This is a genomic window from Vulgatibacter sp. (assembly GCF_041687135.1).
GTDB lineage: Bacteria > Myxococcota > Myxococcia > Myxococcales > Vulgatibacteraceae > JAWLCN01.
The window spans coordinates 500771-527446 of sequence record NZ_JAWLCN010000003.1 but is presented as its reverse complement, the minus strand read 5'-3'; the positions used below and the strand labels follow the sequence as shown (position 1 = coordinate 527446).

Sequence of the window (26676 nt, the reverse complement as noted above, 5' to 3'; positions counted from 1 at the left end):
CGCCGCCCCGATCCCGTTTCAGAGCGCGCTGCAGCCGAGCTGCGCGCCGTCCGCCCAGGACCCGAGCCGCAGCTTCAGCGAGGTGACCACCTCGCCGGAGGCGGCGCAGAGGTCGTACCAGGGGGCGATCCAGACGTTGAAGTCGGGGTGGTGGAGCGCCCACGAGGCGCCGCCGGCCCGGGGCGCGCAGATCACGCCGAAGTCCACCAGGTAGCCCTGCTCCCTGGCGAACTGCCCCACGACCACGCCGTCCACCCCGCCCTCGTCGCAGCGGTAGACGTGGACCGGCGCGCTCGGCCCCACCTCGCCGCCGAACTGGCCCGGCCGCTCGGCGAGTTCGTTGCCGCTCGCGTCCGCGCAGATCAGCTTCACGCCACCGACGTAGCCCCAGAGGCGCGCCACCTCGACGCCCACCGCGGAGCTGCCGGCGGGGCAGGCGAAGGGGCCCGCGGCGCCGCCGCCCATGCCGCCGCGGTAGCGCAGGTAGTTGCAGCCCGGGTCGAGATCGTCGAAGTCGGCGCAGGCGTCGCTCGTGTCGCAGACGCCGTCGGCGTCGGCGTCGCCGCTGCCGTCGTCGCCGAGGCAGGCGTCGCAGGCGTCGCCGTAGCCGTCGAAGTCGAAGTCGATCCGGTCGTCGGTCCCGGGGCAGAGGTCGCAGCCGTCGGCGAAGCCGTCGCCGTCCGCGTCCGCCGCGTCGTCGAAGCCCGGGCAGGCGTCCACGTCGCCGCAGACCCCGTCGCCGTCCTCGTCGTTCTGCGCGTCGGCGGGGCAGGCGTCGAGGCAGTCGGGGATCCCGTCGTCGTCGGCGTCCGCGCCGTCGTCCTCGCCGGGGCAGAGGTCGGCCTCGTCGCAGGCGCCGTCGCCATCCGCGTCGGCGCAGCGGTTGGCGCAGGCGTCGCCGATGCCGTCGAAGGCGCCGCCGGTGGTGTAGCGGGCGGCGCTCTCCACCAGCGCCACCGCCTCGAAGTTCTCGCCGGGGAGGGTGAGGCCCAGCAGGCCGTCGGACCGCTCGACGCCGCGGGTGATCTCCCAATCCGCCGGATCCACACCCGCCGGCATCGGCGCGTCGGTGTGGATCTCGATGGCGCCGTCCTCGTGGAGGACGACCTGGGCGAAGAGGGGCGCGGTCTCCGCCACGCCGGTGGCGCCGAAGTGCCTGTCGTAGAAGGCCTCACGCTCGAAGTTCTGGAAGGTGATCACCTGCCGGCGATCGGGCGCCTCGCCGACGAGCTCGCTGGTGACGAGGCTGGTCTCCGTCTCGGTGATCCCGGTCCACGCAGCGGCGACGAGGCCGTTGGCTGCGAGGCTGTCGAGAGCATAGGGGATCGGCTGGGGCCGCCAGCTGGCCCAGGCGCTCTCGAGGTCGAAGGTGACCACGGCGCCGCGGAACCAGAAGCGCTCCTTCTCCTCGCCGAAGAAGACGAAGGGGAAGCCGATCTCGAAGCCGGGGTCCTCGGCGCCGAGCGCTGGAACCTGGGCGGCGGCATCGTAGAGCACGACGGCGTCGTCGCCCACGGGAAGCGGGGCGTAGTCGATCGCCACCGCCGCAGCGCCGTCGCTGTCGGCCTGGTCGAGGTTCGGGATCGCGGGGCAATTGTCGCAGGCGTCCGCGATGCCGTCGTCGTCGTGATCGATGCGGTCGTCGCCAGCGGGGCAGGTGTCCTCGTCGTCGCAGACGGTGTCGCCGTCGGCGTCGTCGCAGGCAGCGCCGCCGCTTCCGCCGGTGCCACCCGAGCCGCCGGTGCCGCCGGTTCCACCAGCGCCACCCGTGCCGCCCGCGCCACCGGTCCCGCCGCTGCCGCCGCTCGCGCCGGTGCCGCCGCCGTCGTCACCACCACAGGCCACCAGCCCCGCGGCGAGCACCGCCACCAGAATCGCTGCACGCATCCCTGTTCCCCCTCGCGGCGATCAGGCCGCGGTGCCAGCCCCCCCGGGGCGGCAGTCGGCGTGCTTCTTCCACACCGGGCGGGCGGGAGAACAGTGATCGAACTTCCCTCTTGACAGCGGTGCGATCAGGGAGCGCCGCAGGCGAGCCACTCGCCGAGGAGGCGCCGCTCCTCGGCGCCGGGGCCGCCCGCCGGCGGCATCGTCTCGTTGCCGTCCGCCGCCCGCGCCCAGATCCGCGCTGCGTGGTGGCGGGCGGAGGCGGGGGTCTCGAGATCGATCCCTGGCGGCGCGCCGTAACGGGCGGGGCCCGCGACGTCGGCGCTGTGGCAGCCGGTGCACCAATTCTGGAGGAAGGGCGCGCCGAAATTCTCCCAGTCGAGCACGCTGCCCTCGGGACAGGGCCGCTCCTGGAGCGAGCTCCATTCGCTCGCCGGGCCCTCCTCCTCCCCGCCGCAGGCGGCGAGGGCAACCGCCACCACCAGAAGCCACCTACGCATGGAGGGCTCGCAGCGGCTGCACGCCGTGCAGCCAGATGGAAGGTTCGACGCCGACGAGCTCGAGCACGCCTGCCACCAGGTTCTCGGCGAGGAGCGAGACCCCGCCAGGCTCGACGGCGCCGGTGGCCAGATCGATCTGCTGCCCCTCGAGCCTGTCGTCGGTGCCGCCGTAGGTCCTGCCGCCGGCGACGCCGCCGCCGATCACCATCGCCGAGGTGAAAGGCCAGTGGTCCTTGCCGGCGGTGACGTTGAAGCGCGGCGTCCGGCTCATCTCCGAGACCACCAGCACCACCGTCTCGTCGATCATCCGTGCCCCGCTCGCCCGACCCGGGCGCGCCACCAGCTCGTCGACCAGGGTGCCGAGGCCGGCGAAGAGCAGCTCGTGGAGCACGCCCTGCACCGCGTTGTTCGCGTGGCTGTCCCAGGGGAAGCGCGTGTCGAGGAGCACGCTGTGGGCCACGTCGCCGGCGATGGCGTCGAGGGCCACGCCGATCTGCTGCTCGAGCCCCAGGGTGATCCCCCGCTCACCGAAGGCGCCGGCGTGGGCCTTGAGCGCCTCGCCCCGCTCCAGCGACTCGAGGTAGTCGATCACCCGATCCCGGTTGGCGCCGCGCTGCGCCCTGGTGGCCAGCGCCCGCTCGCTCCGGGCCTCGAGCCATCTGCGCACCAGGTCCTCGTCGGCAGCGTCCGGGACGAAGCGCGATCCCGTCGAACCGTCGGAGAAGTCGGCCTGCGGATCGAGGAGCGCCTGGAGCTGGTTGGTGGTGCCGACCCTGCCGCTGCTCGCGGCGAGGGGGCCCGGGAAGGCGGTGTCGCCGAGGACGAGGTAGGGCAGCGGGAGCTCGCGCCCCAGCGCGTGGGCCACCGCGGCGCCGACGTCGGGGGCCTCGGTGGAGGCGCTTCCGGTGAGGATGCGGCGGCGGCAGGTGGGGTGGGCCACGCTGCGCACCTGCACCCCGGAGACGACCGCGGTGAGTGGGCCGTGCCGCTCGAAGAAGGCCTCGATCGCCGGGCGGCTCGGGTCGATCAGGATCGGTGATTCACCGAAGCGCCGCACCTCGCCGCCCGGCGCGTCGACCGTCGGCACGCCGGGCTTCGGATCGAGGGCCCAGGTCACGTCCCAGCCACCGGCGGCGAGGACGATGAGGAGGTTGCGCCCGCCTGCGGGCGCGATCGCCCTGGCCAGGCGATCGCCCAGGGGAAGGGTGGCGCCCGCCAGGAGGGCGGCGCCGCCGAGGAGGAAATCTCTGCGTTTCATCGTCGATCTCCCGCGGGTCAGTAGTAGGCGATCTTCAGGTCCTGGAGCATCGCGGTGAGGAGCGTCTTCCAGGCGTGGCGCACGTCGCCCGTGCGCTGGAGCACGCCGCGGAAGATCGACCAGCTCTCGGTGATCGGCACGTCGCCCGGCTCGAGCACCTCGCCGTAGAGCCGCAGGTGCAGGTCCACCAGCTGCGCCCGCACCGAAGCCTCGTCGCTGGTCTCCGCCTCCACCCTGCGGAGCAGCTTGCGCGCATCGGCTGCAGCGGCGAAGTCCGCCTCCACCACGTGGCCCGCTGCCCGCGCGGCGTAGCGGCGGAGGAAGAGACTCGCCGAGGTGCTCATCGTCCGGGTCGGCGTGGTGACGTAGTAGCTGTCGATGCCGCCTGCCAGCGAGCGGAAGCCGAATAGATCGCTGCTGGCGAGATCGACCTTGCCGAAGGGAGCGCCGTCCAGCTCGAAGGGGATCGTCGCCTCCCAGCGAAAACCCGTGAGATCGGCGAAGAGCCTGGCGAGCTGCTCGGGCCTGGCCTTCTTGTAGCCGGGCAGCGCCGCTGCGCTCGCCTCGTCCGTTGCGTGCGAGGCGCGGAAGGCCTCGGAGAGCACCACCGCCCGGGCCAGCGCTTTGGCCGAGAAGCCGCTCTCCACGAAGCGCTGCTGGAGCGGCGCGAGGATCTCGATCGAGACGGAGGCGGGATCGACGCCGGCGAGGTAGCCGTAGAAGCGCCTGGCGGCGCAGAGGCTGAAGCGCGGATCGGCGGCGATCTTGCGCCCGAGCGCCGCCACGTCGCCGCCCTGGTCGCCGAAATAGCCGGGAGGCCTGCCGGTGGTCTCGATCCACTCGTCGGCGTTCTCGGGCTGGTACATCGCGACCGGGTAGCTCGTGATCAGCTGCTCGAGGAGGAAGGGGCGGAAGCTGGAGAAATAGCCCGCCAGCGGATCGAGGGTGACGTGGCAGGAGGCGCAGTCCTCGTTGATCACCACCGCGTGGGCCACCGCCTTCGGATCGGAGAGGTCGATGCTCCCGTCGATGGGCAGCTCCCTGGCGAGGAAGTCCCAGCAGAGGAGCGCCTTGGAGACGAGGTTGGCCCGCTCCCGGTGGAGGTTGAAACCAGCGGAGCGGTGGCGGTACCAGAGCGCCGAGGTGGAGAGGATCCCCGCTGCGGGCCTGCCGTCCTCCCAGGGGAGCTCCTGCCAGCCGCCGGCGCCCTCGTCGTAGTCGAGGCCCCAGACATCTGCCACCACCTGGTCGGCCATGGTGGTGCCGGTGGTGACGATCTCGGTGTAGGGCCGGTCCTCGACCACCACCTGCTCGATCAGCCGGAGCGGCTCCTCCATCACCGAGCGGTTCACCTCCGCCCGCGTGTAGCCGCGCTCGGCGAGGTCGTCGACGTGGGGCAGGAGCTGCAGATCGAAGCGCATCAGCAGCGCGTCGTTGTGCAGATCTCGGATCGTCTCGCCGAATTGCTGCATCTCGAGGAGGCGATCGATCGAAGGCTCCAGCGCGGCGGGATCCGCGGCGACAACCTGCAGCGCGGCGAGCGGCGGCCTCGTGCCGGTGAGGGCCATCGCGGCGCGGACCAGGTGCTCGGTGGGCGTGAGCGGGATCACCTGCGCCGCGGGTGCGGCCGGTGCCGCCTCCTCCGCGCAGGCGGTGAAGAGGAGCGGGAGCGCCAGCAGGCCGAGGCGTCGCATCACGCGCCCTCCGCTTCGCCGACGCAGATGCCGAGCCGCGGGCTCTCGCCCACCTGGGTGCAGCTCCCCGCGGCGCAGGCGCCGGCAGCACCGGCGGCGGCCTCCACGTCGCAGAGCGGCTCGCAGATCGACGCGGCGCCTGCAGCGCCGTCCTCCGGCACGCAGAGGCTCTCCTCCACACAGGCGAGCTGCGCGCCCACCTGGTTGCAGCGCTCGCCCGGCGCAGCCGGGCTGGCGACGGTGGGGATACAGGCGCCGCCCATGCCCCAGATCGGATAACAGGCGGTGGCGATCGTGCCGAGGGTGGGGCAGCTCTCGCCGTCGAAGAGCGTGCACCAGGGCAGGCAATTGCCGATGCCGTCGTCCTCGGCGCCTGCGCAGAGGCCGCCATCGCAGGCGGCCGGCTCGCCGTGGGTCGCGTCGCTCCTGCACGAGGCGCCGGCCTGCGCAGCGCCGCGCCCCATGCAGATGCCGCTCGGCTCGTCGCCACCTGCGGTGGGGCCGACGCAGATCCCGTCGCCGGCGCCGGCGGCGTCGCAGGGGCCCATGAATTGCGCGTCCTGGTAGAAGCCGTAGAGGTCGCCGCCGGGCCTGCAGAGGTTCGGCAGGCAGTGGCCGGCGAAGGCGCCGGCGCTCTCGTCGGCGCAGCGATCGCTGATCTGGCAATCGGCTGCAGCGGCGCAGGCCTCGGTGCAGAGCGCGATCATGCCGTTGCCCACGCACGAGAGCCCTGCGGCGCAGGCCTGCCCGCCCTCGCAGCGCGCGAAACGGGCGCCGACGCAGATCCCGCTCTCGCAGAGCTTGCCGCCGGTGCAATCGGCGGTGCTGCCGCAGGTGCTGCCGCCGACGCAGTTGCCGGTGCCGGGCTCGCACACCTGGCCCGCGTCGAAGTCGCAGACCACGTCGCGGCACTTCGACACGCAGACCCCGTCGGCGCAGCGCATCGTCTCGTCGTCGCAATCGGGGTCTGCAGCGCAGGCGCGATCGGGATCGGCGACGCAGTCGCCGGTCGCCGGATCGCACACCTGGCCGGTGGCGCAGATCACGCCGAAGCAGCGGGAGAGCACAGGTTCCTGCTCGTCCGCCCCCTCCTCGCCACCGCAGGCGGCGCAGAGGAGCAGCAGGGGCACGAGCAGCCGCAGGGTTCTGGGCATCGGATCTCCCGGGACATGAAGCGAAGCGTCGGTCTCGCCGGGAGATCGACACGGCCGGCGGGGCAAAGGGGAAAAGCCACCCTACCAAGCTTTGCTCGTTCCTCGCCGCCGCCGCCGTGGGCGCACCATGTGTGCAAAGAGCGCCAGGCGCCCGCTTTCTTGCCTGCCCCCCGAGAGGTCGTGTTAGCTTCCAAATTCTCCCAAGGCTGCTCGAGAGAAGAAGGAGCCACCCATGCGCTGGCGTTTGCCGCTGCTCGCCGCACTCGTCGCCTCCGCGACCGCCTGCGGTTCCTCCGAGGAGGCGTCGAAGGCCGAGGACGCCTCGAGCTGCGTCCCCACCGACAAATTCTTCTCGCAGCAGGTCTGGCAGCCCTTCATGGGCCAGCAGTGCTACGCCTGCCACAACGCGCAGGGCACCGCCCGCGACAGCGATCTGGTCCTCCAGCCCTCGACGGTGCCGGACTACCTGCGCATCAACCTGGAGACGGTGAAGAACATCGCCCGGGTCGAGGTGGGCGGCACCTCCGTCCTGCTCCTCAAGCCCTCCGCGCAGATCGAGCACGGCGGCGGGGTGCAGATCCAGACGGGCGACGAGAAGTACGAGGCCCTCGAGGAGCTCGTCTCCCGCTTCCGCACGCCGGTCGATTGCGGCGACCAGGGCAACGGCGACGGTCTCGCCGGGCTCACCACCAAAGGCGCCGCCGAGACGCTGCGCAAGGCGAGCCTCTCGCTGGTGGGGCGGCTCCCGACGCCGGAGGAGGAGGCCCGGGTCGAGGACGGCGGGGAGGAGGCGCTCTCCACCATCCTCGACGAGATGATGGTGGAGGAGGCCTTCTACGAGCGGGTGGAGGAGGCGTGGAACGATCTCTTCCTCACCGATCGCTACCTGCCCGGCAGCCGCGCCATCGATCTCCTCGACACCGCCGACTACCCCACCCGCACCTGGTACCAGCCGCCGGAGGGGACGGTCGTCGACGAGGCCGAGGTGCGCCGCCTCCGCGACCTGTCCAACCGCGCGGTGGCCCGGGAGGCGGTGCGGCTCGTCTCCCACGTGATCCGCAACGACCGGCCCTTCACCGAGATCCTCACCGCCGACTACCGGCTGGTGAACCCCTTCTCGGCGAAGACCTACGGCCTCGACCTCTCCTTCGCCGACGAGACCGACGCGAGCGAGTGGAAGGAGGCGAAGGTGCAGGGGATGGAGCACGCCGGCGTGCTCACCTCCCACATGTTCCTGAACCGCTTCCCCACCACGGCAACCAACCGCAACCGGCACCGGGCGCGGATGGTCTTCCGCTTCTTTCTCGCCACCGACATCCTCAAGCTCGCCGAGCGGCCGGTGGATTCCACCACCATCGAGGGGCACAACCCCACGATGAACAACCCCGAGTGCACCGTCTGCCACGGGCCGATGGATCCGGTGGCGGGCGCCTTCATGAATTGGGACGCCCGGGGACGCTACCGGGCGCCCGAGGAGGGGTGGCACAGCGACATGCGGCCGCCGGGCTACGGCGAGGCCACCGTCCCCAACGATCGCCGCGGGGAGAGCCTGCGCTGGCTCGCCGAGGCGATCGTCGCCGACCCGCTCTTCGTCACCGCCACGGTGCAGAACACCTGGACGATGCTCACCGGCAGGGCGCCGCTGGCGCCGCCGCAGGATCCCGGCGCGCCGGACGCAGCGGCGCGGCAGGAGGCCTACGAGACCCAGAACGATTTCTTCACCAGGGTCGGCGAGGATTTCGTCGCGGACGGCTACGACTTCAAGACCGTGGTGAAGCGCCTCGTCCTCGGCCCCTACTACCGGGCCGAGAACGTGGAGGAGGGGACGAAGAATGCGGAGCGTTTCGCCGATCTCGGCCCCGCGCGCTTCCTCACCCCCGAGATGCTCGACCGGAAGATCGAGGCGGTCACCGGCTATCCGTGGAATTCCGGCGGCGACGGCGTCGGCTTCCTGGCGGACGTGAACCAGTACCGGATCTTCTACGGCGGCATCGACTCCGACTCGATCGTCGATCGGATCACCGCGCCCAACGGCGTGATGGCCAACGTCGGCGCCCGCATGGCCAACGAGATGGCCTGCAGGGCCGTGCCGCGGGACTTCGTCCTCGACGCGGCGGACCGGCGCCTCTTCCCGGCGGTCGAACTCTCCTACGAGCCCGAGGACGAGAACGGCTTCGAGGTCCCCGGCGCGGAGGAGGCGATCCGCGCCAACATCGCCCACCTGCACCGGCACGTGCTCGGCGAGATCCTCTACCCCGGCGACCCGGAGCTGGAGCGGACCTGGCAGCTCTTCTACGAGACGTGGAAGGAGGGCAAGGCGGGCATCGCCGCTGGCACCCTCGACCAGTACCTCCAGTGGAGCTGCCGCGCCCGCACCGATTTCTACTCGGGCGAGGAGCTCCCCGAGGCGCTGCGCGTGGAGCGCGACGCCAACTACACCGCCCGGGCGTGGATGGCCGTGATGACCTACCTGCTGCTCGACTACCGCTTCCTGTACGAGTGAGGCCCGCCATGGATCGTCGCGATTTCCTCAAGCTCGCATCGTACGCAGGCCTCTCCCTGGGCTTTCCGGCGGTGCTTCCCCGCAGCGCTTCCGCGCAGGCCCCCTACGACGGGCCGCTCTGGGTCATGGTCCACGCAGGCGGCGGCTGGGATCCCACCAGCCTCTGCGATCCGAAGGGCATGCTCTTCGCCGACGATCCGGAGGCGATGAACCGGTCGTACCTGGCAGCGGACATCGGCACCGCCGGCAACCTTCGCTACGCGCCGGTTGGCGGCAACCAGCTCTTCTTCGAGAAGTACGCGAGCCGGCTCCTCGTGCTGAACGGCGTCGACACCGAGACCAACAGCCACGATAGCGGCACCCGCAACGTCTGGAGCGGCAAGCTCGCCGAGGGGCACCCGTGCTTCGCGGCCCTGGTCGCTGCGGCGGTGGGCCCCGAGAAGCCGATGTCCTTCCTCACCTCGGGGGGCTACGACTTCACGTCGGGGCTGGTGGCGCCGACCCGCACCGGCAACATGGGGGCGCTCACCCGGATCGCCTTCCCGGACCTCATGGATCCCGCCAACGCCGAGAGCCGCTTCCACACCGCGGCCACCGCGGAGCGGATCGCTGCAGCGCAGCGGGCCCGCCTCGAGGCCCTGATGGCGAAGCAGCAGCTGCCGCTGGTGCGCAACGAGATGAACATGCTCTTCAACGCCCGCGCCGGCGAGAACGAGCTGCGGATGCTCACCGAGTTCCTCCCGGCGACCCTCGACACCAGCAACAACCCGCTCAAGCGCCAGGCGCAGGTGGCGATCGCCGGCTACCGGGCCGGGATCACCGTGGCGGCGAACCTCACCCTGGGCGGCTTCGACACCCACGGCAACCACGACGCCGCCCACATCCCGCGGCTGCAGCTGCTGCTCGAGGGCGTGGATTTCCTCATGACCGAGGCGGAAGCGGCTGGCGTCGGCGACCGGGTGGTGGTCGTGGTCGGCTCCGACTTCGGCCGCACCCCCGGCTACAACGAGGGCAACGGCAAGGACCATTGGTCGGTGACGAGCCTGATGCTCATGGGCCCCGGGATCCGCGGCAACCGCGTGATCGGCTCCACCGACGAGCGGCACCGCCCGCTGGCCGTGAACCCCGAGACCCTGCAGACCGATCCGGACGGCGTGCGGATCAAGCCGGCCCACGTGCACCGCGCGCTGCGGCGGCTGGCGGGGATCGAGGGGGCCGACGGCAGCTACGGCTTCCCGCTGCCTGGCGAGGATCTGCCGCTCTTCTCCTGAGGCAAGCCGGGCCACAGTGGCCCGGCTTCCCGAAGCGCCTACTGCTCGATCTTCGGAAGCTCGGGCACCAGCGCCTTCGCCTCCTCGGGACGGCCGAGTTGGAGGAGGATCGAGGCGCGCAGCGCCTTCGCCACCTCGGCTACCTGTTCGTCCGCCTCCGCCGGCTGCACCACCGCCATCGCCTCCTCGAGCCTGCCCTGGCTCGCAAGGGCCCTGGCGTGGAGCACCTTCGGCAGGCCGAGCGTCGGAGCGAGCTCCGCCGCTGCCTTCGCGTGCTCGAGGGCGTCGTCGTGGTGGGCCAGCGCCGTCGCCCCCTGGGCGAGGAGCAGGCGGGCGTCGAGCCTGTCGCCGTCCCGCAGCGCCGCGTGGGCGAGGGTGAGCGCCGCCTCGTGGGCACCGATGCGCAGCGCCCGGCCCGCAGCGGCGACGAGGTGCACGGGGTCGCCGTCCGCCAACTCGATCGCGTCGGCGATCGGCACCACGAAGCGGGCGGGGACCTCCGCCTTCGTCGCCTGCGCGGTGAAGAGATGGCGCAGCGCCAGGGCGCGATCCGGCGCCAGCTTCAGGCTCTCCCGGGCCTGGACGATCACGTCGTCCCAGCGGCCGCCTTCGCCGTAGGCGGCGGCGAGGTTGAGGCGCGCGTCGACCAGCGAGGGATCCCGCGCCACGTCCGCCTCCCAGAGAGCGATCGAGTCCCGCCACTGCGCCTGCCGCGCGATGCTGGCGGCGCCCAGGGCCACCACCGCCACCGAGGCGACGACCGCTGCTGCCACGCGGGCAGCGGGCTTCTTCGCCAGCGCCGCAGCGCCGAGGATCACCAGCGCCGAGACCGCCAGGGAGGAGAGGAGCGCGTAGCGATCCGCCACCGGGAAGAGGAGCGGCACCAGCCCGGTCACCGCGGCGAAGGGCAGCGCCCAGGCGGCGAGGGCCGTGAGGCCCCCGCGCCACCTGCGCGCGAGAACGAGGGCAGCGCCCCAGAGCAGCAGCGCAGCGGCGAAGCGCCAGTCGACGAGGCCCACCGGATCGAAGGTGTAGATCGCCTGCGAGGGCTGCGGGAGGAGGATGCGGCCGAGGTACCACCAGGGGAGCCAGAGCGCCGAGGGGATCGCTGCGAGCAGGCCGCCGCCCGGCTGGCTGCGCCCGGGGGCCGCAGGCTCGAGGACGTGGAGCCAGGCGGCGATGGCCAGGACGATCGCGGCGGGCGCGAGCCAGGGCAGGGCCCGGCGCAGCGCCGCCGGGAGCCGGACCTCCCGCGCCTCGAGGAGGACGAAGATCGGTGCGAGCGGCGCCACCGTCGACTTGGCGAGGAGCGCCGCGGCGAAGGCCAGCGCCGAGCCCTTGCGCCGGCCGGCGCCGTGGAGGGCGACGGCAGCGATCACGCCCAGGGCGGAGAGCGCGTCCTTGAGGTTCGCCGCCCAGCTCACCGACTCGACCCGGAGCGGATGGGCCGCCCAGAGGAGCGCCGCCCAGAAGCCGAGCGCGGTGGGCACGCCGAAGGCGGCAAGCGCCGCCGGGACCAGCGCCACCGAGGCGGCGAAGACCAGCGCCTGCACCAGGTGGTGGGCGAGGGCGGAGGGGCCCGCCACCGCCTGCACCACGGCGTAGAGCGCGTGGGTGAGCGGGTACCAGGCGTCGTCCCAGGTCTGGGTGAAGGCGGCGGCGATCCCGGCGAACCCCTGGGTGGCGATGGGGTTGGCGGTGACGTAGCGCGGATCGTCCCAGTTGGTGAGCCCGTTGCCGAGCGAGGGCAGGTAGAGGGCGAAGGCGAGGGCGGCCAGAAGCCAGGGCGCGACCTTGCGCGGCGGGGCGGGAAGCGTGGTGTTCTCCATGGGGAGAACGAGTGTACCGGAGAGTGGCTCCCGGATCAGTGGACGAGCGGGCCCTCGTCGTGCAGCTCGGTGCGCAGCATCCCGCCTGCCTCCAGCCAGCCGAGCCGCCGCTCGAGGAGGAGGCGGTCGACCGGGCGCATCTTCTCGCCCCCGCCGAGGAGGAAGAGGCGCCTGCCCTCCGCCTGCAGCGCGTGTCGGAGCTCCTGCCGCGGCGCCTGCTCCGCCACCTCGCCGAGGAGCTCGAGGATCCGGGCGGTGATCCGGGGGTGCTCGCCTGCAGCCTCGACGATCTCGGTGAAGGAATGCGCGAGGTAGTCTTCGAGCCCGAGCGCCGGCACGAGGACGCGGGTCTCGCCCGACGCGACGCAGCGGTAGCCGCTTCGAACCGGCGGGGCCTGCCGCACCACGTCGCGCAGGAGGCTCCCCAGCTCGTTGACCGCCATCACCGCCGTGGTGGGATCGTTGATGCCGGGCGAGAGCCCCTTCAGCGCGACGTCGACGAGCTGCCGCACCGAGAAGAGGAGATCCTGCCGGGTCGACCGCTCGCGCCCCAGGGCGAAGGCTGCCCGGACGTGGCGGCGGGTCGCCGGCTCCAGCGCCGAGAGCGGCCAGATCGACGCGAGCGGCATCCCCTCGAGGACGAAGTCGCCGGTATGCGCCTCGATCCGGATCACGCAGCCCTCCGGCGCGACCTCGCAGAGCTGCTCCTCGTCCACGAGCATGAGGTAGCCCGAGCTGCGGGCCCGGACCAGCGCCGGGGGGCCCTTCGGCAGCTCCACCGGCGGATCCGCCCGGAGCTCGATGGAGCGCAGATCCGCCCGGGCGCCTTCGCCGATCGCGGAGCAGAGCTTGCTCGCCTGGATCGATTCGCTCAGGTGGTGGACGAAATAGGCCACGAGCGCGAGGTTGGCGATGGCCAGCACGATCCCGAAGGAGAGGGAGAAGGCGGGCACGAAGCCGGGGTCGTCGTCGGTCGAGGTCTCCACCGCGCGGAGCACGAGGAGGAGGTAGGCCACGCTGCCGACGAAGATGCCGAGGATCAGCTGCGTGGTCCGGTCGGCCATGAAGCGCCGCAGCACCCGGGGCGTGTATTGCCGCGAGGCGAGCTGCAGCGTCACCACGGTGAGCGAGAAGACGACGCCGAGGATGGTGGAGAGCGCACCTGCCGCCGTGCCGAGGATCTCGTGGGCACCTTCGGGGGTCGAGGCGACGAGGGCCTCCACGAAGGGTTGCTCCGCTGCCCGCAGCACCGCAGGCTGCCGGTCGAGCCAGGGCAGCAGGAGCCCCAGGGCGATGCCGAGGCAGGCGAGCACCACCGGGAGCAGCCAGAGGCTGCCCGACATCCGTTCGAAGAACCTGGTGGTGCGCACGCCCACGCCACCAAGGTAGGGGCGCCTCCGGCCCATCCGCCTGCTCGCCCGCTCGTGGGTTGAAGGCCGAGGGCGGCGCCCCCAGATCCACCGGGTGAGGGTTCGGATGGATCGCAGGCGTTTCCTCGGTGCAGCTTGCCTCGCGGTGGCGGGCGCCGCCCTTCCCGCCAGGGCGGGCGAGGGCCTGCAGGTCCGCCTCGGCGACGGCTGGGACGAGGTGCGGGCGCTCTTCGATCTCGACCCGGCCCTCGTCCACCTGGGCGGGCTCTTGATCGCCTCCCATCCCTTGCCGGTGCGGGAAGCGATCGAGCGCCACCGCAAGGGGCTCGATCGGGATCCGGTGGGCTACGTCTTCGCCTGGGACACGAAGGAGCGGGTCCGGGCGGTGGAGGCAGCCGCCGCCTACTTCGGCACCAGCTCCCGGAGCGTCGCCCTCACCGACAGCACCACCATGGGCCTCTCGCTCCTCTACCACGGCATGCGCCTGCAGCCCGGCGACGAGGTGGTGCGCACCGAGCACGACCACTACGCCACCTGGTACTCCCTCGACCTCGTGGCCGCGGCCACCGGCGCCGCCGTGCGCGCGGTGCGCCTCTACGACGAGAGCGCCGCCGCCGTGCGGGAGGAGGAGCTGGTCGAGCGGATCGTGGGCGCGGTGGGGCAGAAGACGCGGGTCCTCGCGCTCACCTGGGTCCACTCGAGCAGCGGCCTCGTGCTCCCCATCGGCGCCATCGACGCGGAGCTCCGGCGCCGCGGCCTGCGGGAGGGGCTCCGCCTCTGTGTCGACGGCGTCCACGGCTTCGGCGCGCTGAACGCCGCGATGGGCGATCTCGGCTGCGACTTCTTCGTCGCCGGCTGCCACAAATGGCTGCACGGCCCCAGGGGAACCGGCGTGGTCTACGCCGCGCGGCCGGAGCTCTTCGAGGAGATCGCGCCGGTGATCCCGCCCTTCGGCGTGAAGCACACCGAGGGGCTCTTCCGCTCGCCCGGTGGTTTCCACGCCTTCGAGCATCGATGGGCGCTGGCCGAGGCCTTCGAGCTCCACCGGTCGATCGGCAAGCCGCGGATCGCCGCCCGGATCACGCAGCTGGCGAGCGAGCTCAAGGCGGGCCTCGCGGAGATCCGCCGCGTCCGCCTCCACACGCCGATCGATCCGGCGCTCTCCGCCGGGATCGTCAGCTTCGACGTCGACGGCGTCCATCCGGCGCAGGTGGTCGCGAGGCTGCGGGAGGAGCACGGCATCGTGGTCACCCGCTCGCCCTACGGCAGCAGAAGCGTGCGGGTGAGCCCCGGCATCATGAATGGCAGCGCGGAGATCGAGCGGCTGCTGCAGGCGCTGCACGCGCTGGCGTGACTCCCCCGCCGGGTCCGCCCGTGATCACCTTCTCCGAAAGGAGGCGCTCCATGAAGCTGCCGGGCAAGGGCATGTCCTGGAAGGATTTCGGGAAGAAGCTGAAGAACGAGTACAAGCGGGACAACATCAACGACTCCGCTGCGGCGCTCACCTATTTCTTCGTGCTGGCGCTCTTCCCCTTCCTGCTCTTCCTCGTGGCGCTCACCGGCGTGGTGATGCGGCCGGAACAGGTGACGGGGCTGGTGACCGAGCTCGCCACGGTGGCGCCGGAGGATGCGGTCGGCCTGATCGAGGGGCAGCTGCAGAGCGTGGTGCAGAGCTCGAGCGGTGGCCTGCTCACCTTCGGTATCGTCGCCGCCCTCTGGGCTGCGTCCGGCGGGATCAACGCGCTGATCCGCGCGCTCAACACCGTCTACGACGTGGAGGAGACCCGGCCCTTCTGGAAGGTCCGTCCCCTCGCCATCGGCATGACCATCGTCACCGCGGTGATCGCGGTCGCCGCGGCGCTCATCGCCGTGGCGGCGCCGGCTGCGGCTGCAGCGGTGGGCGGTCCCCTCGGCACCGCGATCACCTGGCTGCGCCTGCCGGTCGCCGGCCTGCTCATGATGTTCGTCTGGGCGCTGCTCTACTGGGCGCTCCCCGACGTGGAGCAGAAGTTCAAGTTCCTCTCCCCCGGCGCGATCGTCGGCGTGGTGATCTGGGTGATCGCCTCGTGGGCCTTCTCCCTCTACGTGAAGAACTTCGGCTCCTACGACGCGACCTACGGCGCCCTCGGCGGCGTGATCGTGATGCTGCTCTGGATGTGGATCAGCTCGCAGGTGCTCCTGCTCGGCGCGGAGATCAACGCGATCCTCGAGCACGAGTCGGAGGAGGGAAAGCGCGCCGGCGCGAAGAAGCAGTCGGATACCGGCGCCTCGCGCAAGGGCGAGGAGGGCCGGATGCCGAGGCAGCCGCCGCCTGCACGGCCGCCGTCCGAGGAGCCCCGGCACCTGCACTGACCGGGGGGCGTGCCCACCTTTTCCCGTGATGCGAGCCATCGACGAAAGCACGCAGGCCCCCCTCGCACCCGCGGCGCTGCAGCTGCGGCTGACCCGGTTCAACCGCGGCCGGCTGCTGCCGGCCCGTCCCGACGAGGTGGATCCCCTCGCGCGGATCGAGGACGAGCTGGTGATGCGGCAGCTCGAAGCGATCTGGCTGGAGCAGGAGCGGGCGGCGGTGGCCAGGCGGGCCGCTGCCGCCCCGACCGACGCGCGGGCCTTCCTCGCCTGGTTCGAGCAGTTGAAGGAGCAGGGACCGGGACAGGGGGATCCGCTCTTCCCGTGGCTCGCCGCGCGGGCGGGCGCGGAAGCGATGACGTGGTTCCTCACCCAGGAGGTCGCCGGCGAGGCGGGCTTCGACGACCTCGTGGCCCTCACCCAGCTGCGCATGCCGAAGCGGGCGAAGCTCGAGCTGGCGCGCAACTACTGGGACGAGATGGGCAACGGCAAGGCGGTGGGCATGCACGGGCCGATGCTCGAGGCGCTCGTGCAGGAGCTCGACCTCGATCCGGATCCGGAGCGGGTCTGCTGGGAGGCGCTCGCGGTCGGCAACCTGCTCGCCGGCCTCGCCTTCGACCGGCGCTTCGCCTACCACGCCGTCGGCGCGCTGGGGGCGGTGGAGCTCACCGCGCCGGGCCGCACCGCGCAGGTGGAGCGGGGCCTGCGGCGGCTCGGGATCTCGCCGGCGGGGCGGCGCTATTTCCAGGTGCACGCGGTCCTCGACGTGAAACACGCCGAGGCCTGGAACCGCGAGGTGATCGAGCCGCTGGTCCGGTCCGATCCACGCAACGCCAGGCCCATTGCGGAAGGGGCGCTGATGCGGCTGCGCGCCGGCGCCCGTTGCTTCGAACGGTACCGCGAGGTCCTCGGGGTGTAGCCATGCGCGAGCTGGGGGGAGAGCGGGTCCTGATCACCGGCGCCGCACGGGGCATCGGGGAGCGGCTCGCCTGGCGCTTTGCCAGGGAGGGTGCGGTGCCTCTCGTCGTCGATGTGCGCGCCGTGGCGGCGGAGGAGGTCGCAGGCGCGCTCCGCAGCGCGGGGCACGAGGCCCATGCCTTCGCCTGCGACGTCTCCGATCCCGACGCGGTGGCGGCGCTGCGCGACGAGGTCCACGCGCAGGGCGGGCCGGTCCAGATCCTCGTGAACAACGCGGGCGTGGTGATCGGGGGGGCCTACGAGGCGATCCCCCGCAGCGGCGACGAGCGGATGCTCGCCGTGAACGTCGCCGGCTGCCATTGGGTGGCCAAGACCTTCCTGCCCGATCTGGTGCGGAGCGGGCGCGCCCATCTCGTCTGGATGGCCAGCGCCGCGGGTCTCGTCGGCGTTCCCGACCAGGTGGTCTACGCAGCGAGCAAATGGTTCGTCGTCGGCATGGCGGAATCGCTGCGCGCCGAGCTGATCGCCGGCGGCCACCGCCACGTGGGAACCACCATCGTCTGCCCGAGCTTCGTCAGCACCGGGATGTTCGAGGGGGTGGCACCGCCGCGCCTCACCCGCTGGCTCCACCCCGACGAGATCGCGGCGAAGGTCGTGCGCGCGGTGCAGCACGACCGGCTCTGGGTCCGCGAGCCCTGGCTGGTGAAGGCCACCCCGCCGCTGCGGGCGCTCCTGCCCCGGCCGCTCTTCGACCGGCTCACCTCGCTGCTCGGCGTGACCACCGCCATGCGCTCGTGGCGCGGCCACGGCGCCTGATCAATCGCGATCCGGATCGATGGGCCGGCTCTCGATCACCCGATCCGACGCCCGCCGCTGATCCTGCGCGCCGCGGTAGGAGACCACCCGGATCGCGCCCGAGCGGATCCGGCGCTCCAGCTCCCTGCGGACCAGGCCCGCAGCGATCCGCCGGGTCGCGGGTACGAGGAGCAGGAGGCCGACCACGTCGGTGAGCACCCCGGGGGCGACGAGCAGCACGCCGCCCACCAGCACGAGCAGGCTGCCGAGGAGCCCCTCCTCGGGAAGCCTGCCCGCAGCCAGGGCGCCGCGCCAACGCTGGAAGGTCTTGAGCCCCTCGCGCTGGGCCAGGTGCGCGCCCAGCGCCGCGGTGACGATCACCCCGAGGACCGTGGGCCAGAAGCCCACGAGCCTGCCGATCTGCAGGAGCAGGAAGAGCTCGAGGAGCGGCACGATGGTGAAGAGCAGGAAGAGACGAGGCATACACCTCTCCAACACGCGGCACGTCCCCGGTCAACCACACCCGGATCCGATCCGCGCGGCGCCGATCAATCCATCGGGTAGGGCTCGCGCTCGCGGGCGCGCTCCCCCCGGCGGTGGTCCTCCAGCTCGTCGATCACCGTCTGCAGCGCCATCGGCTCCCGCCGCCGGTGGGCTGCACGGGCGGAGGCAAAGGTGGCCACCGGCGTGGTGAGGAAGAGGAAGAGGGTGATGGCGATGGCCCGCAGGCCGATGGGGAGGGGGGCGAGGAAGGCGACCGCGACCAGGATCATCGAGGCGCCCAGGGTCACCGCCTTCGAGCCGGCGTGCATGCGGGTGTAGACGTCCGGCATCCGGAAGAGCCCGAAGACGCCGAGGGCGGTGAAGCAGAGCCCGCCTGCGAGGAGGGCGAGCCCGATCGCGTCGCGGAGCCACGCCAGGTTCATCGGAACACCCGTCCCGTCTCGAGCTGCCGCGCCACCACCACCGTCACCAGGAACGAGATGATCGCGATGATCAGCGCCGCGTCCATGTAGTTGGGCGTCTGCTCCTCCGCAGAGAAGAGCGCCAGATCGACGGCGATCAGCACCAGGCCGAGGTCGGTGGCGACCAGGCGGTCGATGTTCCCGGGGCCGAGGATCACCACCACCATGCACGCGGCGACGAGCACGAGGCAGGACCAGAAGCCGATCTCGAGGGCGAGGGTGACGGTCTGTGGATTCATCGGTAGAGCCTCAGGAGCGCCTTGCGGTGGACCGCCTGCACGTCGCGCCGGATCCGGTCGGGGTCGTGGGCATCGATGGCGTGCACGTAGAGGATCCCCCGCTCCTCGTCGATGTCGATGACCAGCTGCCCCGGGGTGAGGGTGACGTCGTTGGTGAGGAAGAGGGCGTCGGCGTTCCCGCGGAAGCGCAGGGGGACCGCGATGACGCCGGGCCGCATCGGCACCACCGGCTGCACCACCCGGCGGGACATGTCGAGGGTGGAGCGGATCGCGTCGGGGACGAAATCGACCACGAAGAAGCGGAAGCCCCCGAAGATGCCGTGGGCCAGCGCGCCCGCGTCGTAGGCACGGTGGAGGTCGAAGATCCGCCAGGAGAGCGGCAGGGTGACGAGGCCGACGACGAGCCCCCAGCCCAATTGCACCGGATGGAAGCTCCCCGCCGCCACCACCCAGAGGGGAAGGAGGGCGAGGAGGTAGATCAGCCATCCCGGGATCCGGATCAAGGCAGCACCTCCGTGCTCGTGGGCAGGCCCAGCACCGCGGAGCGGTAGGCCTCGCCGAGGAAGAGATCGGCTGCGGCGGCCCGTGCCACCAGCAGGAGCGGGCCCGTCGCGAGCCCGGCGATCACGACGAAGAGCGCCATCACGCCCACCACCGCGACTTTGGCAGCCGGCGGCCTGGTCGGCGGAAACGCCGGCTTGCCGCCGAAGAGCGCGAGCCAGATCCGGACCGCGAGGTAGATCATCAGCGCCGAGGCGAAGAGCAGGCAGAGCAGCGTCACCCACGCCCGCGCCTCGATCAACGCGGCGAAGATCGCGAGCTTGCCGGAGAAGCCGGCGAGCGGCGGGATGCCGGCGAGGGAGAGGAAGGCGACGAGCAGCGCCGCCGCCAGGAGCGGGGAGCACGCGAGCAGGCCGCCCATCCGATCCCAGCGCCGCTCGCCGCTGGCGCCGATAGCTGCGCCGGCCCCGAGAAAGAGCGTGCTCTTCATCAGCGCGTGGGCAACGGCGTGGGTGAGCGCTGCAGCGACGCCGGCGCTGCTGCCCAGCGCTGCCGCGGCTACGATGTAGCCCATCTGCGATGCCGTCGACCAGGCGAGCAGGCGCTTGAGATCCCGCTGCGAGACGGCGGCGAGGGCCGCGATCACCGCCGTGAGGGCGCCGATGGGCAGGAGCACCGTTCCCACCGCGGTCCAGACCCACGGGGCGTTGCTGCCCAGCAGCCGCACGATGCCGTAGAGGCCGAGCTTCACCACGGTGCCGGAGAGGAGGACCGAGACCGCGGTGGGGGCGATCGAGTGGGCGTCGGGGAGCCAGAAATGGAGCGGCACCAGCGCGCATTTGAGGCAGAGCGAGACCAGGACCAGCGCGACCGCGAAGAGGAAGAGCGGGCGGGAGCGCACCACCTCCGAGGCCTCCTGGAGTCCGGCGAAGGCGAGGGTGCCGGTCTGCGCGTAGATCGCGCCGACGCCGAGGAGCATCAGGGTGGATCCCGCCAGCGAGAGGGCGGCGTATTTGATCGCCGCCTCCACGTGGGCCGGGCTCCGCCGGTAGCCGACGAGGCCGTAGGAGGCGAGCCCCATCAGCTCGAAGAAGACGTAGAAGTCGAAGAGGTCGCCGGTGAGGAGCCCGCCGACGATGCCCATCTCGAGGAGGAAGATCAGCGCCAGCGCGCTGGCACGGCTGCGGGGCTCGCGGTCGAGGAAGAAGTAGACCGTCGCCGCGGAGAAGACGACGAGCACGAGGAGCAGCAGCAGCGCCGCGAGCCTGTCGGCGACGAAGACGATGCCGACAGGCGCCTGCCAGCCACCGAGGGGGTGGACGAGGAGCGTGTCCTCCTGCGCGTGGGCGAAGAGCACGAAGCCGATGCCGAGGAGCGCGAGCTGCGCCACCATCCCCACCAGCGCGAGGGCACGTGTGCGGTCGCCGGCCACCAGGCAGGCGAGCACCGCTGCGAGGCAGAGCGAAGGCGGCAAGATCGGCAGGATCGAAATCAACTCATCTCCGGAGCCGCGAGACGTTGTCGAGATCGAGGCTGCGCAGCTTCCAGGCCACGGCGAGGACCAGGGCGGCGAGCAGGCTCAAGACACCGAATCCGATCACGATCGCGGTGAGCACCAGCGCCTGCGGCAGCGGGTCGACGGCGTTGGCGGCGGTCTCCACGTAGGGCGCCTCGCCGCCGCGGAAGGTGCTGCAGCCGAGGAGGAAGAGGTTGGCGGCGCCGAGAACCAGCGAGAAGCCGAGGATCAGCTTGATCGCGTCACGCTGGAGCAGCAGGTAGACGCCGACGCCGAAGATCGCGCCGGTGGTCAGTGCGAGGAGCCAGGTCACGGTACCTCCCCCCGGGCGCCCAGGGCCCGGAAGATGTTGAGGGCGCCGCTGGAGACGGTGAAGAAGATCGCAAGATCGAAGAGCCCGTGGGTGGTCAGGTAGATCGTCTCGCCGAGGAGCTTGGGGTGGGGCCCGCCGCTCGCGAGGAAGGCGCCGCGATCGGTGAAGAGGCCGAGGAGCGCCGTGCCCAGGGCGAGGGCGATGCCGGCGACGAGGCCCCAGCGTCCGAAGAGCGGGAGGAGCTGCTCGGTGCGCCGGTAACCGAGCCCGACGTAGAGCAGGAGGATCGACATCGCGGTGAGCAGGCCACCGGAGAATCCCTCGCCAGGCGCCGTGGCGGCGTTGATGATGTGCTCGGCGGCGAAGACCAGCACCACCGGGAAGGTGAGACGGGTGGTGATGGTCACGATGCCGCAGTGGTGGGACCTCTCAGCCATCGCGCTCCTCCTCTTCGCGGGTGCTTCCCTCGAGGAGCAGCACCGCGCCGATCGCGGCAGCGGCGAAGACGGTGATCTCGCCCAGGGTGTCGAGGCCGCGGAAGTCGACGAGGATGGCGGTCACCACCGCGTCGACCTCCAGCTCCGCGGCGAGGGGGAAGAAGCCCCTGCCGAGGGCCTCCGGCCCGAGGTTGGGCTGCAGGGCGAGGACGGTGGCGCTCACCAGGACGCCGAGGGCGGTTGCCGTGACGACGGTGGCGGTGCGCGCCGCCCTGCCGCGCTGGTGCGCGGGCCCCATCGCCTTCTCCCGCACCGTCATCTTGATCCGGCTCAAGGCGATGAGGAGGAGCAGCGCCGTCACCGTCTCCACCGCCACCTGCACCAGCGCCACGTCGGGGGCCCGGAGCAGCGAGAAGATCAGGGCGAGGAGGAAGCCGACCCCGCCGACCATCAGGATCGCGGCGATGTGGCTGTGCACCAGCGCCGCCGCGATCGCGAGGCCCACGGCGGCGATCGCGAGGGCGGCGAAGGCGAGGCTCGCCTGGTTGAGCGACTCGGGCTGCGCGAGCTCCGGCCAGTCCTCCACCTGCGGCAGGAGCGCCAGGGCGAGGCCCACCGGCACCGCGGAGAGCCAGAGCAGGTAGTGCACCAGCTTGCCGCTCTGCAGCCTGGCGACGAAGCCGCCGAGGGCGTCGAGGGAGGGCAGCAGCCACCCCCAGAAGCTGCTCGGCCCGATGTGGCGCAGCACCGAGCCGGCAAGGTGCGCCGGCGAGAGGACCCGGGCTGCGAGGGGCGGCGCCGCCGCCGGCTGCGCGAGACGCCCGCGTTCGCGGCTCTCCAGCCAGCCGAAGAGGCCGCCGCCGATGGCGAAGGTCGCCGCCGTGAGCTCGAGCACCGTGTCCGGCGGCCAGTGGATGGTGAAATCCGTCGCCACCGCCGCGCCGGCGGAGACCGCCGCCGCGGGATCGGAGAGCGCGGCGCCCAGGGAGGGGAAGATGCCGACCAGCAACACCACCCCTGCGAGCAGCGCCGCCGGCAGGAGCATCGGCAGCATCCCTGCCTCGGGCTCGTGGCGCGCCGGGAGCGGCCCCGCGACGAAGGTGCGCCAGAAGAAGCGGAGCATGTAGACGAGGGTGAGGATCCCCGCAGCGAGTGCGAAGCCGTCGAGCCAGGGCAGGCCCTCCGCCACCACCTTCTTGTAGAGCAGCTCCTTCATCCAGAAGCCGCTGGTGAGGGGCAGGCCCGCGAGGCCCAGGGCGAGGATCCCCGCGACGGCGGTGGTGATCGGGTGGGTGCGCCAGAGGCCGCCGAGCCGGCGCACGTCGTTCTCGCCGGTGGCGTAGTTGACGATCCCCGCACAGAGGAAGAGCCCGGCCTTGATCACGGCGTGGTTGGCGATGAGGAAGAGCGCCGCGCCCCACGCCTCGAGGCCGAGGAGCAGGGTGATGTAGCCGTATTGGGAGATCGTCGACCAGGCGAGGATCTCCTTGAGGCCGTGCCGCAGGGTCGCCACCATTCCCGCGGCGATCATCGTCACCGTGCCCAGGGTGACGAGAGCGCCCTCGAAGCCGGGGACCGGCGCCAGGAAGGGCGCGAGGCGGGCGACGAGGAAGACGCCGGCGGCGACCATGGTGGCGGAGTGGAGGTAGGCGCTCACCGGCGTTGGCGCCGCCATCGCGTTGGGAAGCCAGACGTGCAGCGGCACCTGCGCGCTCTTCGCCGCTGCGCCGATCACCACGCCACCGACGATCATCGGCGCGTACCGGCTCGCAGTGATCCGCTCCCCAGCGCCGGCGAGGTCGGCGATCGAGGTGGTCTCCAGCTCGGCGGCGACGAGCAGGATGGCGACGAAGAGGAGGAGGCCCGCTGCGGCGGTGATGGTGAAGGCCTGGATCGCCGCTGCGCGGGATCGCTCCTCGGCCAGGTAGATGCCGATGAGCAGGAAGGAGCTGACGCTCGTCGCCTCCCAGAAGACGTAGAGCGTGAGGAGCTCGTCGGCGCAGACGAGCCCGAGCATCGAGCCCATGAAGAAGAGCACGTAAGCGTAGAAGGTGGAGAGCTTCCGGTCGGTGTGGTGGTCGTGGAAATCGTGCGGCACGTAGCGCGCCGAGAAGACGAGGATGAGCAGGCCGATGCCGGTGACCAGCAGGGTGAAGAGGAAGGCGAGCGGGTCGAGGCGCAGGGAGAAGTCGGCGCCGAAGGTGCCGATCCACGGGAGGGAGAAGGCGACCTCGTCGTGGAGCAGACCGAGCCAGAGGAAGCCCGCGGCGCAGGCGAGCGCCGTCGCGACAGCAGGCAGCCAGGGCAGGCGCCGGAGCGCGGGCCACCGCGCGAGGATCGGCGTCACCGCCGCCACGAGGAGCGGCAGGGCGACCAGCGCAACGAGGAGCCAGCCGGCGCCTGGATGGAAGGAATCGACCACGGCAGGCGAAGTTGGTGCCGCCTGCCCGTTCAGGCAACGATGGGTCGGTCGTGCACGCCCCGATCGCAGCGTTCCGCCAGCAGGCCTCGCCATCGAGGTGGAGCGGGACCCGTCTCGCCCCACGGGGGCCGAAGCGCTTTTGCTGCAGCCGGTTGCCGGGGCGGCAGCCGCAGTTAGGTTCCCCCGAAGCCGACGGAAAGGGGGGGAGCATGCGCGAGCCGCTGGGGCGCAGGCGGTGGGCCATCGCCGAGGGCTACATCCCGGCGTGGAGCCACGGCCCGGAGCCGGACTTCACCAGCCACGAGACCGCCTGCATCCTCAACGCCGGGGAGCGGGAGGCGAACGTCGAGCTCACCATCTTCTTCTCGGATCGCGAGCCCGCAGGTCCCTACCGGGTGCGGGTGCCGGCACGGCGCACCCTCCACCTGCGCTTCAACGACCTCTCCGATCCCGAGCCGATCCCGAGGGGTCGCGACTTCGCCAGCGTCATCGAATCGGACGTGCCCATCGTGGTGCAGCACACGCGGCTCGATTCCCGGCAGGCAGAGAACGCGCTCCTCTCGACCATCGCCTTCGCCGGCGCGGAGTGATCCATGCGGCCCCTCGGCTTCGACGTCTACCAGCCCGACCTCGAGGGGATCGACGATCTCGGCCCCGAGGACGGCTACCAGCTCCGCCGGATCCGCACCCTCCGCGGGCCGGTGGAGACGCGGCTCTACCAGGCCCCCGGCGCGACGGCGGGGGTGATCCTGGTCGGCGGCGTCGGCGGCGGCTTCGACAGCCCCGCGCGGAATCTCTACGCCCGTCTCGGCGAGGAGCTCGCCGCAGCGGGGATCAAGGTGCTCCGGGTGCGCTTCCGGGAACCGACCCACCTCGCCGAGTCGATCCACGACGTGCTCGCCGGCGTGGCGCTGCTCCGGGCCCATGGCGTGGAGCGGGTGGGGCTCGTGGGCCATTCCTTCGGCGGCGCGGCGGTGATCGCCGCGGGGGTGGCCTCGCCGGTGGTCGCCACCGTGGTCTGCCTCGCCACCCAGAGCTACGGCGCCGAATGCGTGGGGCAGCTCGGCCCGCGGCCGCTCCTCCTCGTCCACGGCACCGCCGACGAGGTGCTGCCCCCGGTGAGCACCACGACCGTCGCCGCCAACGCCGGCGAGCCGAAGGAGGTGGTCTACCTCGACGGCGCGGGCCACGTCCTCGACGAGGCGGCGGAGGAGGTCCACCGGCGCACGAAGCGCTGGCTCGAGCAGCACCTGGCGGCGCCTGCAGGGGGATAAGGGTTTGTGAAACAAACTCTCCAGCGAAGCCGAAGGCGAAGCGAACGCAGGAAGGAGCGCCTCTCGCGCGGAGCGCGAGCGAAGAAAGCGGGCCGGCGTTTGCCGGACCGATTTCTTCAAACGCTCGAAGGCGGGGCGGGAGCACCATGCGCCGGATCCTCGTCCTCCTGCTCGTCTTCTCCCCGGCGGTGGGCGCTGCCGTCGAGGCTTCTGCCGATGCCGGTGGCCACGCCGATCCCGTCGCCCACGAGGTGGCGGTCCTCGCCATCGTCCTCGCCGCTGCGGTCCTCGGCGGCGACCTCGCCACCCGCTTCAAGCAGCCGGCGGTCCTCGGCGAGCTCCTCGCCGGCGTCGTCCTCGGCAACCTCGACCTGCTCGGCATCGGCCTCTTCGAGCCGATCGCCTCCGACGCCTTCGTCGACATGCTGGCGCGGCTCGGCGTGCTCTTCCTCCTCTTCGAGGTGGGCCTCGAGTCGACGGTGGGGGAGATGAGGCAGGTGGGCGGGACGGCGCTCCTCGTCGCCGTCGCCGGCGTGGCAGCGCCCTTCGCCCTGGGCTGGGGCGTGAGCGCCTGGCTCCTCCCCGACGCGGGTCTCTACGTCCACCTCTTCCTCGGCGCGACGCTCTGCGCCACCTCCGTGGGCATCACCGCCCGCGTGCTCCAGGACATCGGCAAGTCGCAGACCGCCGAAGCGAAGGTGATCCTCGGCGCGGCGGTGATCGACGACGTGCTGGGCCTCGTCCTCCTCGCGGTGGTCACCGGGATCATCAGCGCCGCCGACCGGGGCGGCGCGGTCTCGCTCTTCGACGTGGGCTGGACGCTGCTCAAGGCGGTGCTCTTCCTCCTCGGCGCGCTGCTCCTCGGGGTGAAGATCGCGCCGCGGCTCTTCTCCTTCGCCTCGCGGCTGCGCAGCCGCGGCGTGCTCCTCGTCACCGGCCTGCTCGTGCTCTTCGTGATGTCCTGGGCGGCGAACCTCATCGGCCTCGCGCCCATCGTCGGCGCCTTCGCCGCGGGTCTCATCCTCGAGGACGTGCACTACCGGGACTTCCTCGATCGCGGCGAGCACACGCTGGAGGAGCTGATCCACCCGATCGCCGGCTTCCTCGTGCCGGTCTTCTTCGTGCTGATGGGCATGCGCACCGACCTCGCCGCCTTCGGGCAGTCGGCGGTCCTCGGCCTGGCTGCGGCCCTCACGGTGGTGGGCATCGCCGGCAAGCTCGCTTGCGGGCTGGGCGTAATCGGCAAGCCCCTCGACAAGCTCACCATCGGCGTCGGCATGGTGCCGCGCGGCGAGGTGGGGCTCATCTTCGCCAACATCGGCCTCGCCCTCACCGTCGGTGGCCAGCGGATCGTCAGCCCCCCGGTTTTCTCGGCGATCGTGGTGGTGGTGATGGTCACCACGATGGTCACGCCGCCGGCGCTGAAGTGGAGCATCGGCAGGGCCGAAGCGCGTACTCCCTGACACCACGGGCAGAAAGGTCGA

General features: G+C 71.9%; 24 protein-coding genes. 9 read left to right on the top strand and 15 right to left on the bottom strand.

Annotation, left to right across the window (positions count from 1 at the left end):
• Positions 1-18 precede the first annotated feature (18 nt).
• The 5 genes from ACESMR_RS09705 to ACESMR_RS09685 all read right to left on the bottom strand — a co-directional run bounded on the left by ACESMR_RS09705 (position 19) and on the right by ACESMR_RS09685 (position 6490).
• Positions 19-1887, bottom strand: coding sequence for a thrombospondin type 3 repeat-containing protein (locus ACESMR_RS09705; RefSeq protein ID WP_373046861.1), 1869 nt, complete (start codon positions 1885-1887; stop codon positions 19-21).
• A 125-nt stretch (positions 1888-2012) separates the two neighbouring features.
• Positions 2013-2384 (bottom strand): hypothetical protein, encoded by a 372-nt coding sequence (locus ACESMR_RS09700; protein WP_373046860.1) that lies wholly within the window; start codon positions 2382-2384, stop codon positions 2013-2015.
• Entirely contained in the window at positions 2377-3642 is a 1266-nt protein-coding gene (locus tag ACESMR_RS09695) for a DUF1501 domain-containing protein (protein ID WP_373046859.1), read from the bottom strand. Before ACESMR_RS09695 ends, ACESMR_RS09700 begins: the two co-directional genes overlap by 8 nt.
• Positions 3643-3659: 17 nt before the next feature.
• Positions 3660-5336 (bottom strand): hypothetical protein, encoded by a 1677-nt coding sequence (locus tag ACESMR_RS09690; RefSeq protein WP_373046858.1) that lies wholly within the window; start codon positions 5334-5336, stop codon positions 3660-3662.
• A complete protein-coding gene (locus ACESMR_RS09685; protein WP_373046857.1) occupies positions 5336-6490 on the bottom strand; it encodes a hypothetical protein in 1155 nt (384 codons plus the stop codon). The genes ACESMR_RS09690 and ACESMR_RS09685 overlap by 1 nt, the downstream gene beginning before the upstream one ends.
• Positions 6491-6722: 232 nt before the next feature.
• On the opposite strand from ACESMR_RS09685, the gene ACESMR_RS09680 reads away from it, so the two are divergent.
• Together ACESMR_RS09680 and ACESMR_RS09675 are read left to right on the top strand one after the other, a co-directional pair.
• Entirely contained in the window at positions 6723-8993 is a 2271-nt protein-coding gene (locus tag ACESMR_RS09680) for a DUF1588 domain-containing protein (RefSeq protein WP_373046856.1), read from the top strand.
• Positions 8994-9001: 8 nt separating this feature from the next.
• A complete protein-coding gene (locus tag ACESMR_RS09675) occupies positions 9002-10264 on the top strand; it encodes a DUF1501 domain-containing protein (RefSeq protein ID WP_373046855.1) in 1263 nt (420 codons plus the stop codon).
• 38 nt (positions 10265-10302) lie between these two features.
• On the opposite strand, the gene ACESMR_RS09670 is transcribed toward ACESMR_RS09675, so the two are convergent.
• Together ACESMR_RS09670 and ACESMR_RS09665 are read right to left on the bottom strand one after the other, a co-directional pair.
• On the bottom strand, positions 10303-12093 hold the full coding sequence (locus ACESMR_RS09670) for a tetratricopeptide repeat protein (protein ID WP_373046854.1): 1791 nt from the start codon (positions 12091-12093) through the stop codon (positions 10303-10305).
• A 35-nt stretch (positions 12094-12128) separates the two neighbouring features.
• Entirely contained in the window at positions 12129-13463 is a 1335-nt protein-coding gene (locus tag ACESMR_RS09665) for a DUF2254 domain-containing protein (protein ID WP_373046853.1), read from the bottom strand.
• 106 nt (positions 13464-13569) lie between these two features.
• Between ACESMR_RS09665 and ACESMR_RS09660 the strand changes: the two genes are divergently transcribed.
• From ACESMR_RS09660 to ACESMR_RS09645, 4 genes are read left to right on the top strand one after another with little or no spacing between them, the layout of a single operon-like run.
• Positions 13570-14817: an aminotransferase class V-fold PLP-dependent enzyme gene (locus ACESMR_RS09660; protein WP_373046852.1), complete on the top strand. Its 1248-nt coding sequence runs from the start codon at positions 13570-13572 to the stop codon at positions 14815-14817.
• Positions 14818-14867: 50 nt separating this feature from the next.
• Entirely contained in the window at positions 14868-15815 is a 948-nt protein-coding gene (locus ACESMR_RS09655) for a YihY/virulence factor BrkB family protein (RefSeq protein WP_373046851.1), read from the top strand.
• 28 nt (positions 15816-15843) lie between these two features.
• Entirely contained in the window at positions 15844-16731 is an 888-nt protein-coding gene (locus tag ACESMR_RS09650) for an iron-containing redox enzyme family protein (protein WP_373046850.1), read from the top strand.
• Positions 16732-16733: 2 nt separating this feature from the next.
• Positions 16734-17546 (top strand): SDR family NAD(P)-dependent oxidoreductase, encoded by an 813-nt coding sequence (locus tag ACESMR_RS09645; protein WP_373046849.1) that lies wholly within the window; start codon positions 16734-16736, stop codon positions 17544-17546.
• Here the strand turns inward: ACESMR_RS09645 and ACESMR_RS09640 are convergent, their stop codons facing one another.
• From ACESMR_RS09640 to mbhE, 8 genes are all read right to left on the bottom strand, one after another.
• The gene (locus ACESMR_RS09640) at positions 17547-18008 is read right to left on the bottom strand and encodes an FxsA family protein (protein WP_373046848.1); all 462 of its coding nucleotides are present in this window, start codon (positions 18006-18008) and stop codon (positions 17547-17549) included.
• A gap of 65 nt (positions 18009-18073) precedes the next feature.
• Positions 18074-18451 (bottom strand): monovalent cation/H(+) antiporter subunit G, encoded by a 378-nt coding sequence (mnhG, locus tag ACESMR_RS09635; protein WP_373046847.1) that lies wholly within the window; start codon positions 18449-18451, stop codon positions 18074-18076.
• Positions 18448-18729, bottom strand: a complete 282-nt coding sequence (locus ACESMR_RS09630; RefSeq protein ID WP_373046846.1) for a monovalent cation/H+ antiporter complex subunit F — start codon at positions 18727-18729, stop codon at positions 18448-18450. Before ACESMR_RS09630 ends, mnhG begins: the two co-directional genes overlap by 4 nt.
• Positions 18726-19232: a Na+/H+ antiporter subunit E gene (locus ACESMR_RS09625; RefSeq protein ID WP_373046845.1), complete on the bottom strand. Its 507-nt coding sequence runs from the start codon at positions 19230-19232 to the stop codon at positions 18726-18728. Before ACESMR_RS09625 ends, ACESMR_RS09630 begins: the two co-directional genes overlap by 4 nt.
• Positions 19229-20725: a complex I subunit 5 family protein gene (locus ACESMR_RS09620; protein ID WP_373046844.1), complete on the bottom strand. Its 1497-nt coding sequence runs from the start codon at positions 20723-20725 to the stop codon at positions 19229-19231. Before ACESMR_RS09620 ends, ACESMR_RS09625 begins: the two co-directional genes overlap by 4 nt.
• Before the next feature lies 1 nt (position 20726).
• Positions 20727-21059 (bottom strand): sodium:proton antiporter, encoded by a 333-nt coding sequence (locus ACESMR_RS09615; RefSeq protein WP_373046843.1) that lies wholly within the window; start codon positions 21057-21059, stop codon positions 20727-20729.
• Positions 21056-21496 carry an MnhB domain-containing protein gene (locus tag ACESMR_RS09610; RefSeq protein WP_373046842.1) on the bottom strand — a complete coding sequence of 147 codons (441 nt, stop codon included), beginning with the start codon at positions 21494-21496 and terminating at the stop codon, positions 21056-21058. Before ACESMR_RS09610 ends, ACESMR_RS09615 begins: the two co-directional genes overlap by 4 nt.
• Positions 21489-23918, bottom strand: coding sequence for a hydrogen gas-evolving membrane-bound hydrogenase subunit E (mbhE, locus tag ACESMR_RS09605; RefSeq protein WP_373046841.1), 2430 nt, complete (start codon positions 23916-23918; stop codon positions 21489-21491). The genes ACESMR_RS09610 and mbhE overlap by 8 nt, the downstream gene beginning before the upstream one ends.
• Positions 23919-24127: 209 nt before the next feature.
• Between mbhE and ACESMR_RS09600 the strand changes: the two genes are divergently transcribed.
• The 3 genes from ACESMR_RS09600 (at position 24128) to ACESMR_RS09590 (ending at position 26655) form a co-directional block, all read left to right on the top strand.
• On the top strand, positions 24128-24508 hold the full coding sequence (locus ACESMR_RS09600) for a sensory rhodopsin transducer (protein ID WP_373046840.1): 381 nt from the start codon (positions 24128-24130) through the stop codon (positions 24506-24508).
• Between the two features lie 3 nt (positions 24509-24511).
• Complete coding sequence (locus ACESMR_RS09595) at positions 24512-25192, top strand: alpha/beta hydrolase family protein (RefSeq protein WP_373046839.1); 681 nt, start codon at positions 24512-24514, stop codon at positions 25190-25192.
• Positions 25193-25338: 146 nt separating this feature from the next.
• On the top strand, positions 25339-26655 hold the full coding sequence (locus ACESMR_RS09590) for a cation:proton antiporter (protein ID WP_373046838.1): 1317 nt from the start codon (positions 25339-25341) through the stop codon (positions 26653-26655).
• Positions 26656-26676: the final 21 nt, after the last annotated feature.

What these genes read in the sequence shown, in the direction of transcription:
- ACESMR_RS09660 (WP_373046852.1), top strand. Translation starts at nt 13,570, where the DNA reads ATGGATCGCAGGCGTTTCCTCGGTGCAGCTTGCCTCGCGGTGGCGGGC.
- ACESMR_RS09685 (WP_373046857.1), bottom strand. Translation starts at nt 6,490, where the DNA reads ATGCCCAGAACCCTGCGGCTGCTCGTGCCCCTGCTGCTCCTCTGCGCC.
- ACESMR_RS09610 (WP_373046842.1), bottom strand. Translation starts at nt 21,496, where the DNA reads ATGGCTGAGAGGTCCCACCACTGCGGCATCGTGACCATCACCACCCGT.
- ACESMR_RS09645 (WP_373046849.1), top strand. Translation starts at nt 16,734, where the DNA reads ATGCGCGAGCTGGGGGGAGAGCGGGTCCTGATCACCGGCGCCGCACGG.
- ACESMR_RS09695 (WP_373046859.1), bottom strand. Translation starts at nt 3,642, where the DNA reads ATGAAACGCAGAGATTTCCTCCTCGGCGGCGCCGCCCTCCTGGCGGGC.
- ACESMR_RS09640 (WP_373046848.1), bottom strand. Translation starts at nt 18,008, where the DNA reads ATGCCTCGTCTCTTCCTGCTCTTCACCATCGTGCCGCTCCTCGAGCTC.
- ACESMR_RS09680 (WP_373046856.1), top strand. Translation starts at nt 6,723, where the DNA reads ATGCGCTGGCGTTTGCCGCTGCTCGCCGCACTCGTCGCCTCCGCGACC.
- ACESMR_RS09690 (WP_373046858.1), bottom strand. Translation starts at nt 5,336, where the DNA reads ATGCGACGCCTCGGCCTGCTGGCGCTCCCGCTCCTCTTCACCGCCTGC.
- ACESMR_RS09600 (WP_373046840.1), top strand. Translation starts at nt 24,128, where the DNA reads ATGCGCGAGCCGCTGGGGCGCAGGCGGTGGGCCATCGCCGAGGGCTAC.
- ACESMR_RS09655 (WP_373046851.1), top strand. Translation starts at nt 14,868, where the DNA reads ATGAAGCTGCCGGGCAAGGGCATGTCCTGGAAGGATTTCGGGAAGAAG.
- ACESMR_RS09595 (WP_373046839.1), top strand. Translation starts at nt 24,512, where the DNA reads ATGCGGCCCCTCGGCTTCGACGTCTACCAGCCCGACCTCGAGGGGATC.
- ACESMR_RS09700 (WP_373046860.1), bottom strand. Translation starts at nt 2,384, where the DNA reads ATGCGTAGGTGGCTTCTGGTGGTGGCGGTTGCCCTCGCCGCCTGCGGC.
- ACESMR_RS09675 (WP_373046855.1), top strand. Translation starts at nt 9,002, where the DNA reads ATGGATCGTCGCGATTTCCTCAAGCTCGCATCGTACGCAGGCCTCTCC.
- ACESMR_RS09670 (WP_373046854.1), bottom strand. Translation starts at nt 12,093, where the DNA reads ATGGAGAACACCACGCTTCCCGCCCCGCCGCGCAAGGTCGCGCCCTGG.
- ACESMR_RS09650 (WP_373046850.1), top strand. Translation starts at nt 15,844, where the DNA reads ATGCGAGCCATCGACGAAAGCACGCAGGCCCCCCTCGCACCCGCGGCG.
- ACESMR_RS09705 (WP_373046861.1), bottom strand. Translation starts at nt 1,887, where the DNA reads ATGCGTGCAGCGATTCTGGTGGCGGTGCTCGCCGCGGGGCTGGTGGCC.
- ACESMR_RS09590 (WP_373046838.1), top strand. Translation starts at nt 25,339, where the DNA reads ATGCGCCGGATCCTCGTCCTCCTGCTCGTCTTCTCCCCGGCGGTGGGC.
- ACESMR_RS09630 (WP_373046846.1), bottom strand. Translation starts at nt 18,729, where the DNA reads ATGAATCCACAGACCGTCACCCTCGCCCTCGAGATCGGCTTCTGGTCC.
- mnhG (WP_373046847.1), bottom strand. Translation starts at nt 18,451, where the DNA reads ATGAACCTGGCGTGGCTCCGCGACGCGATCGGGCTCGCCCTCCTCGCA.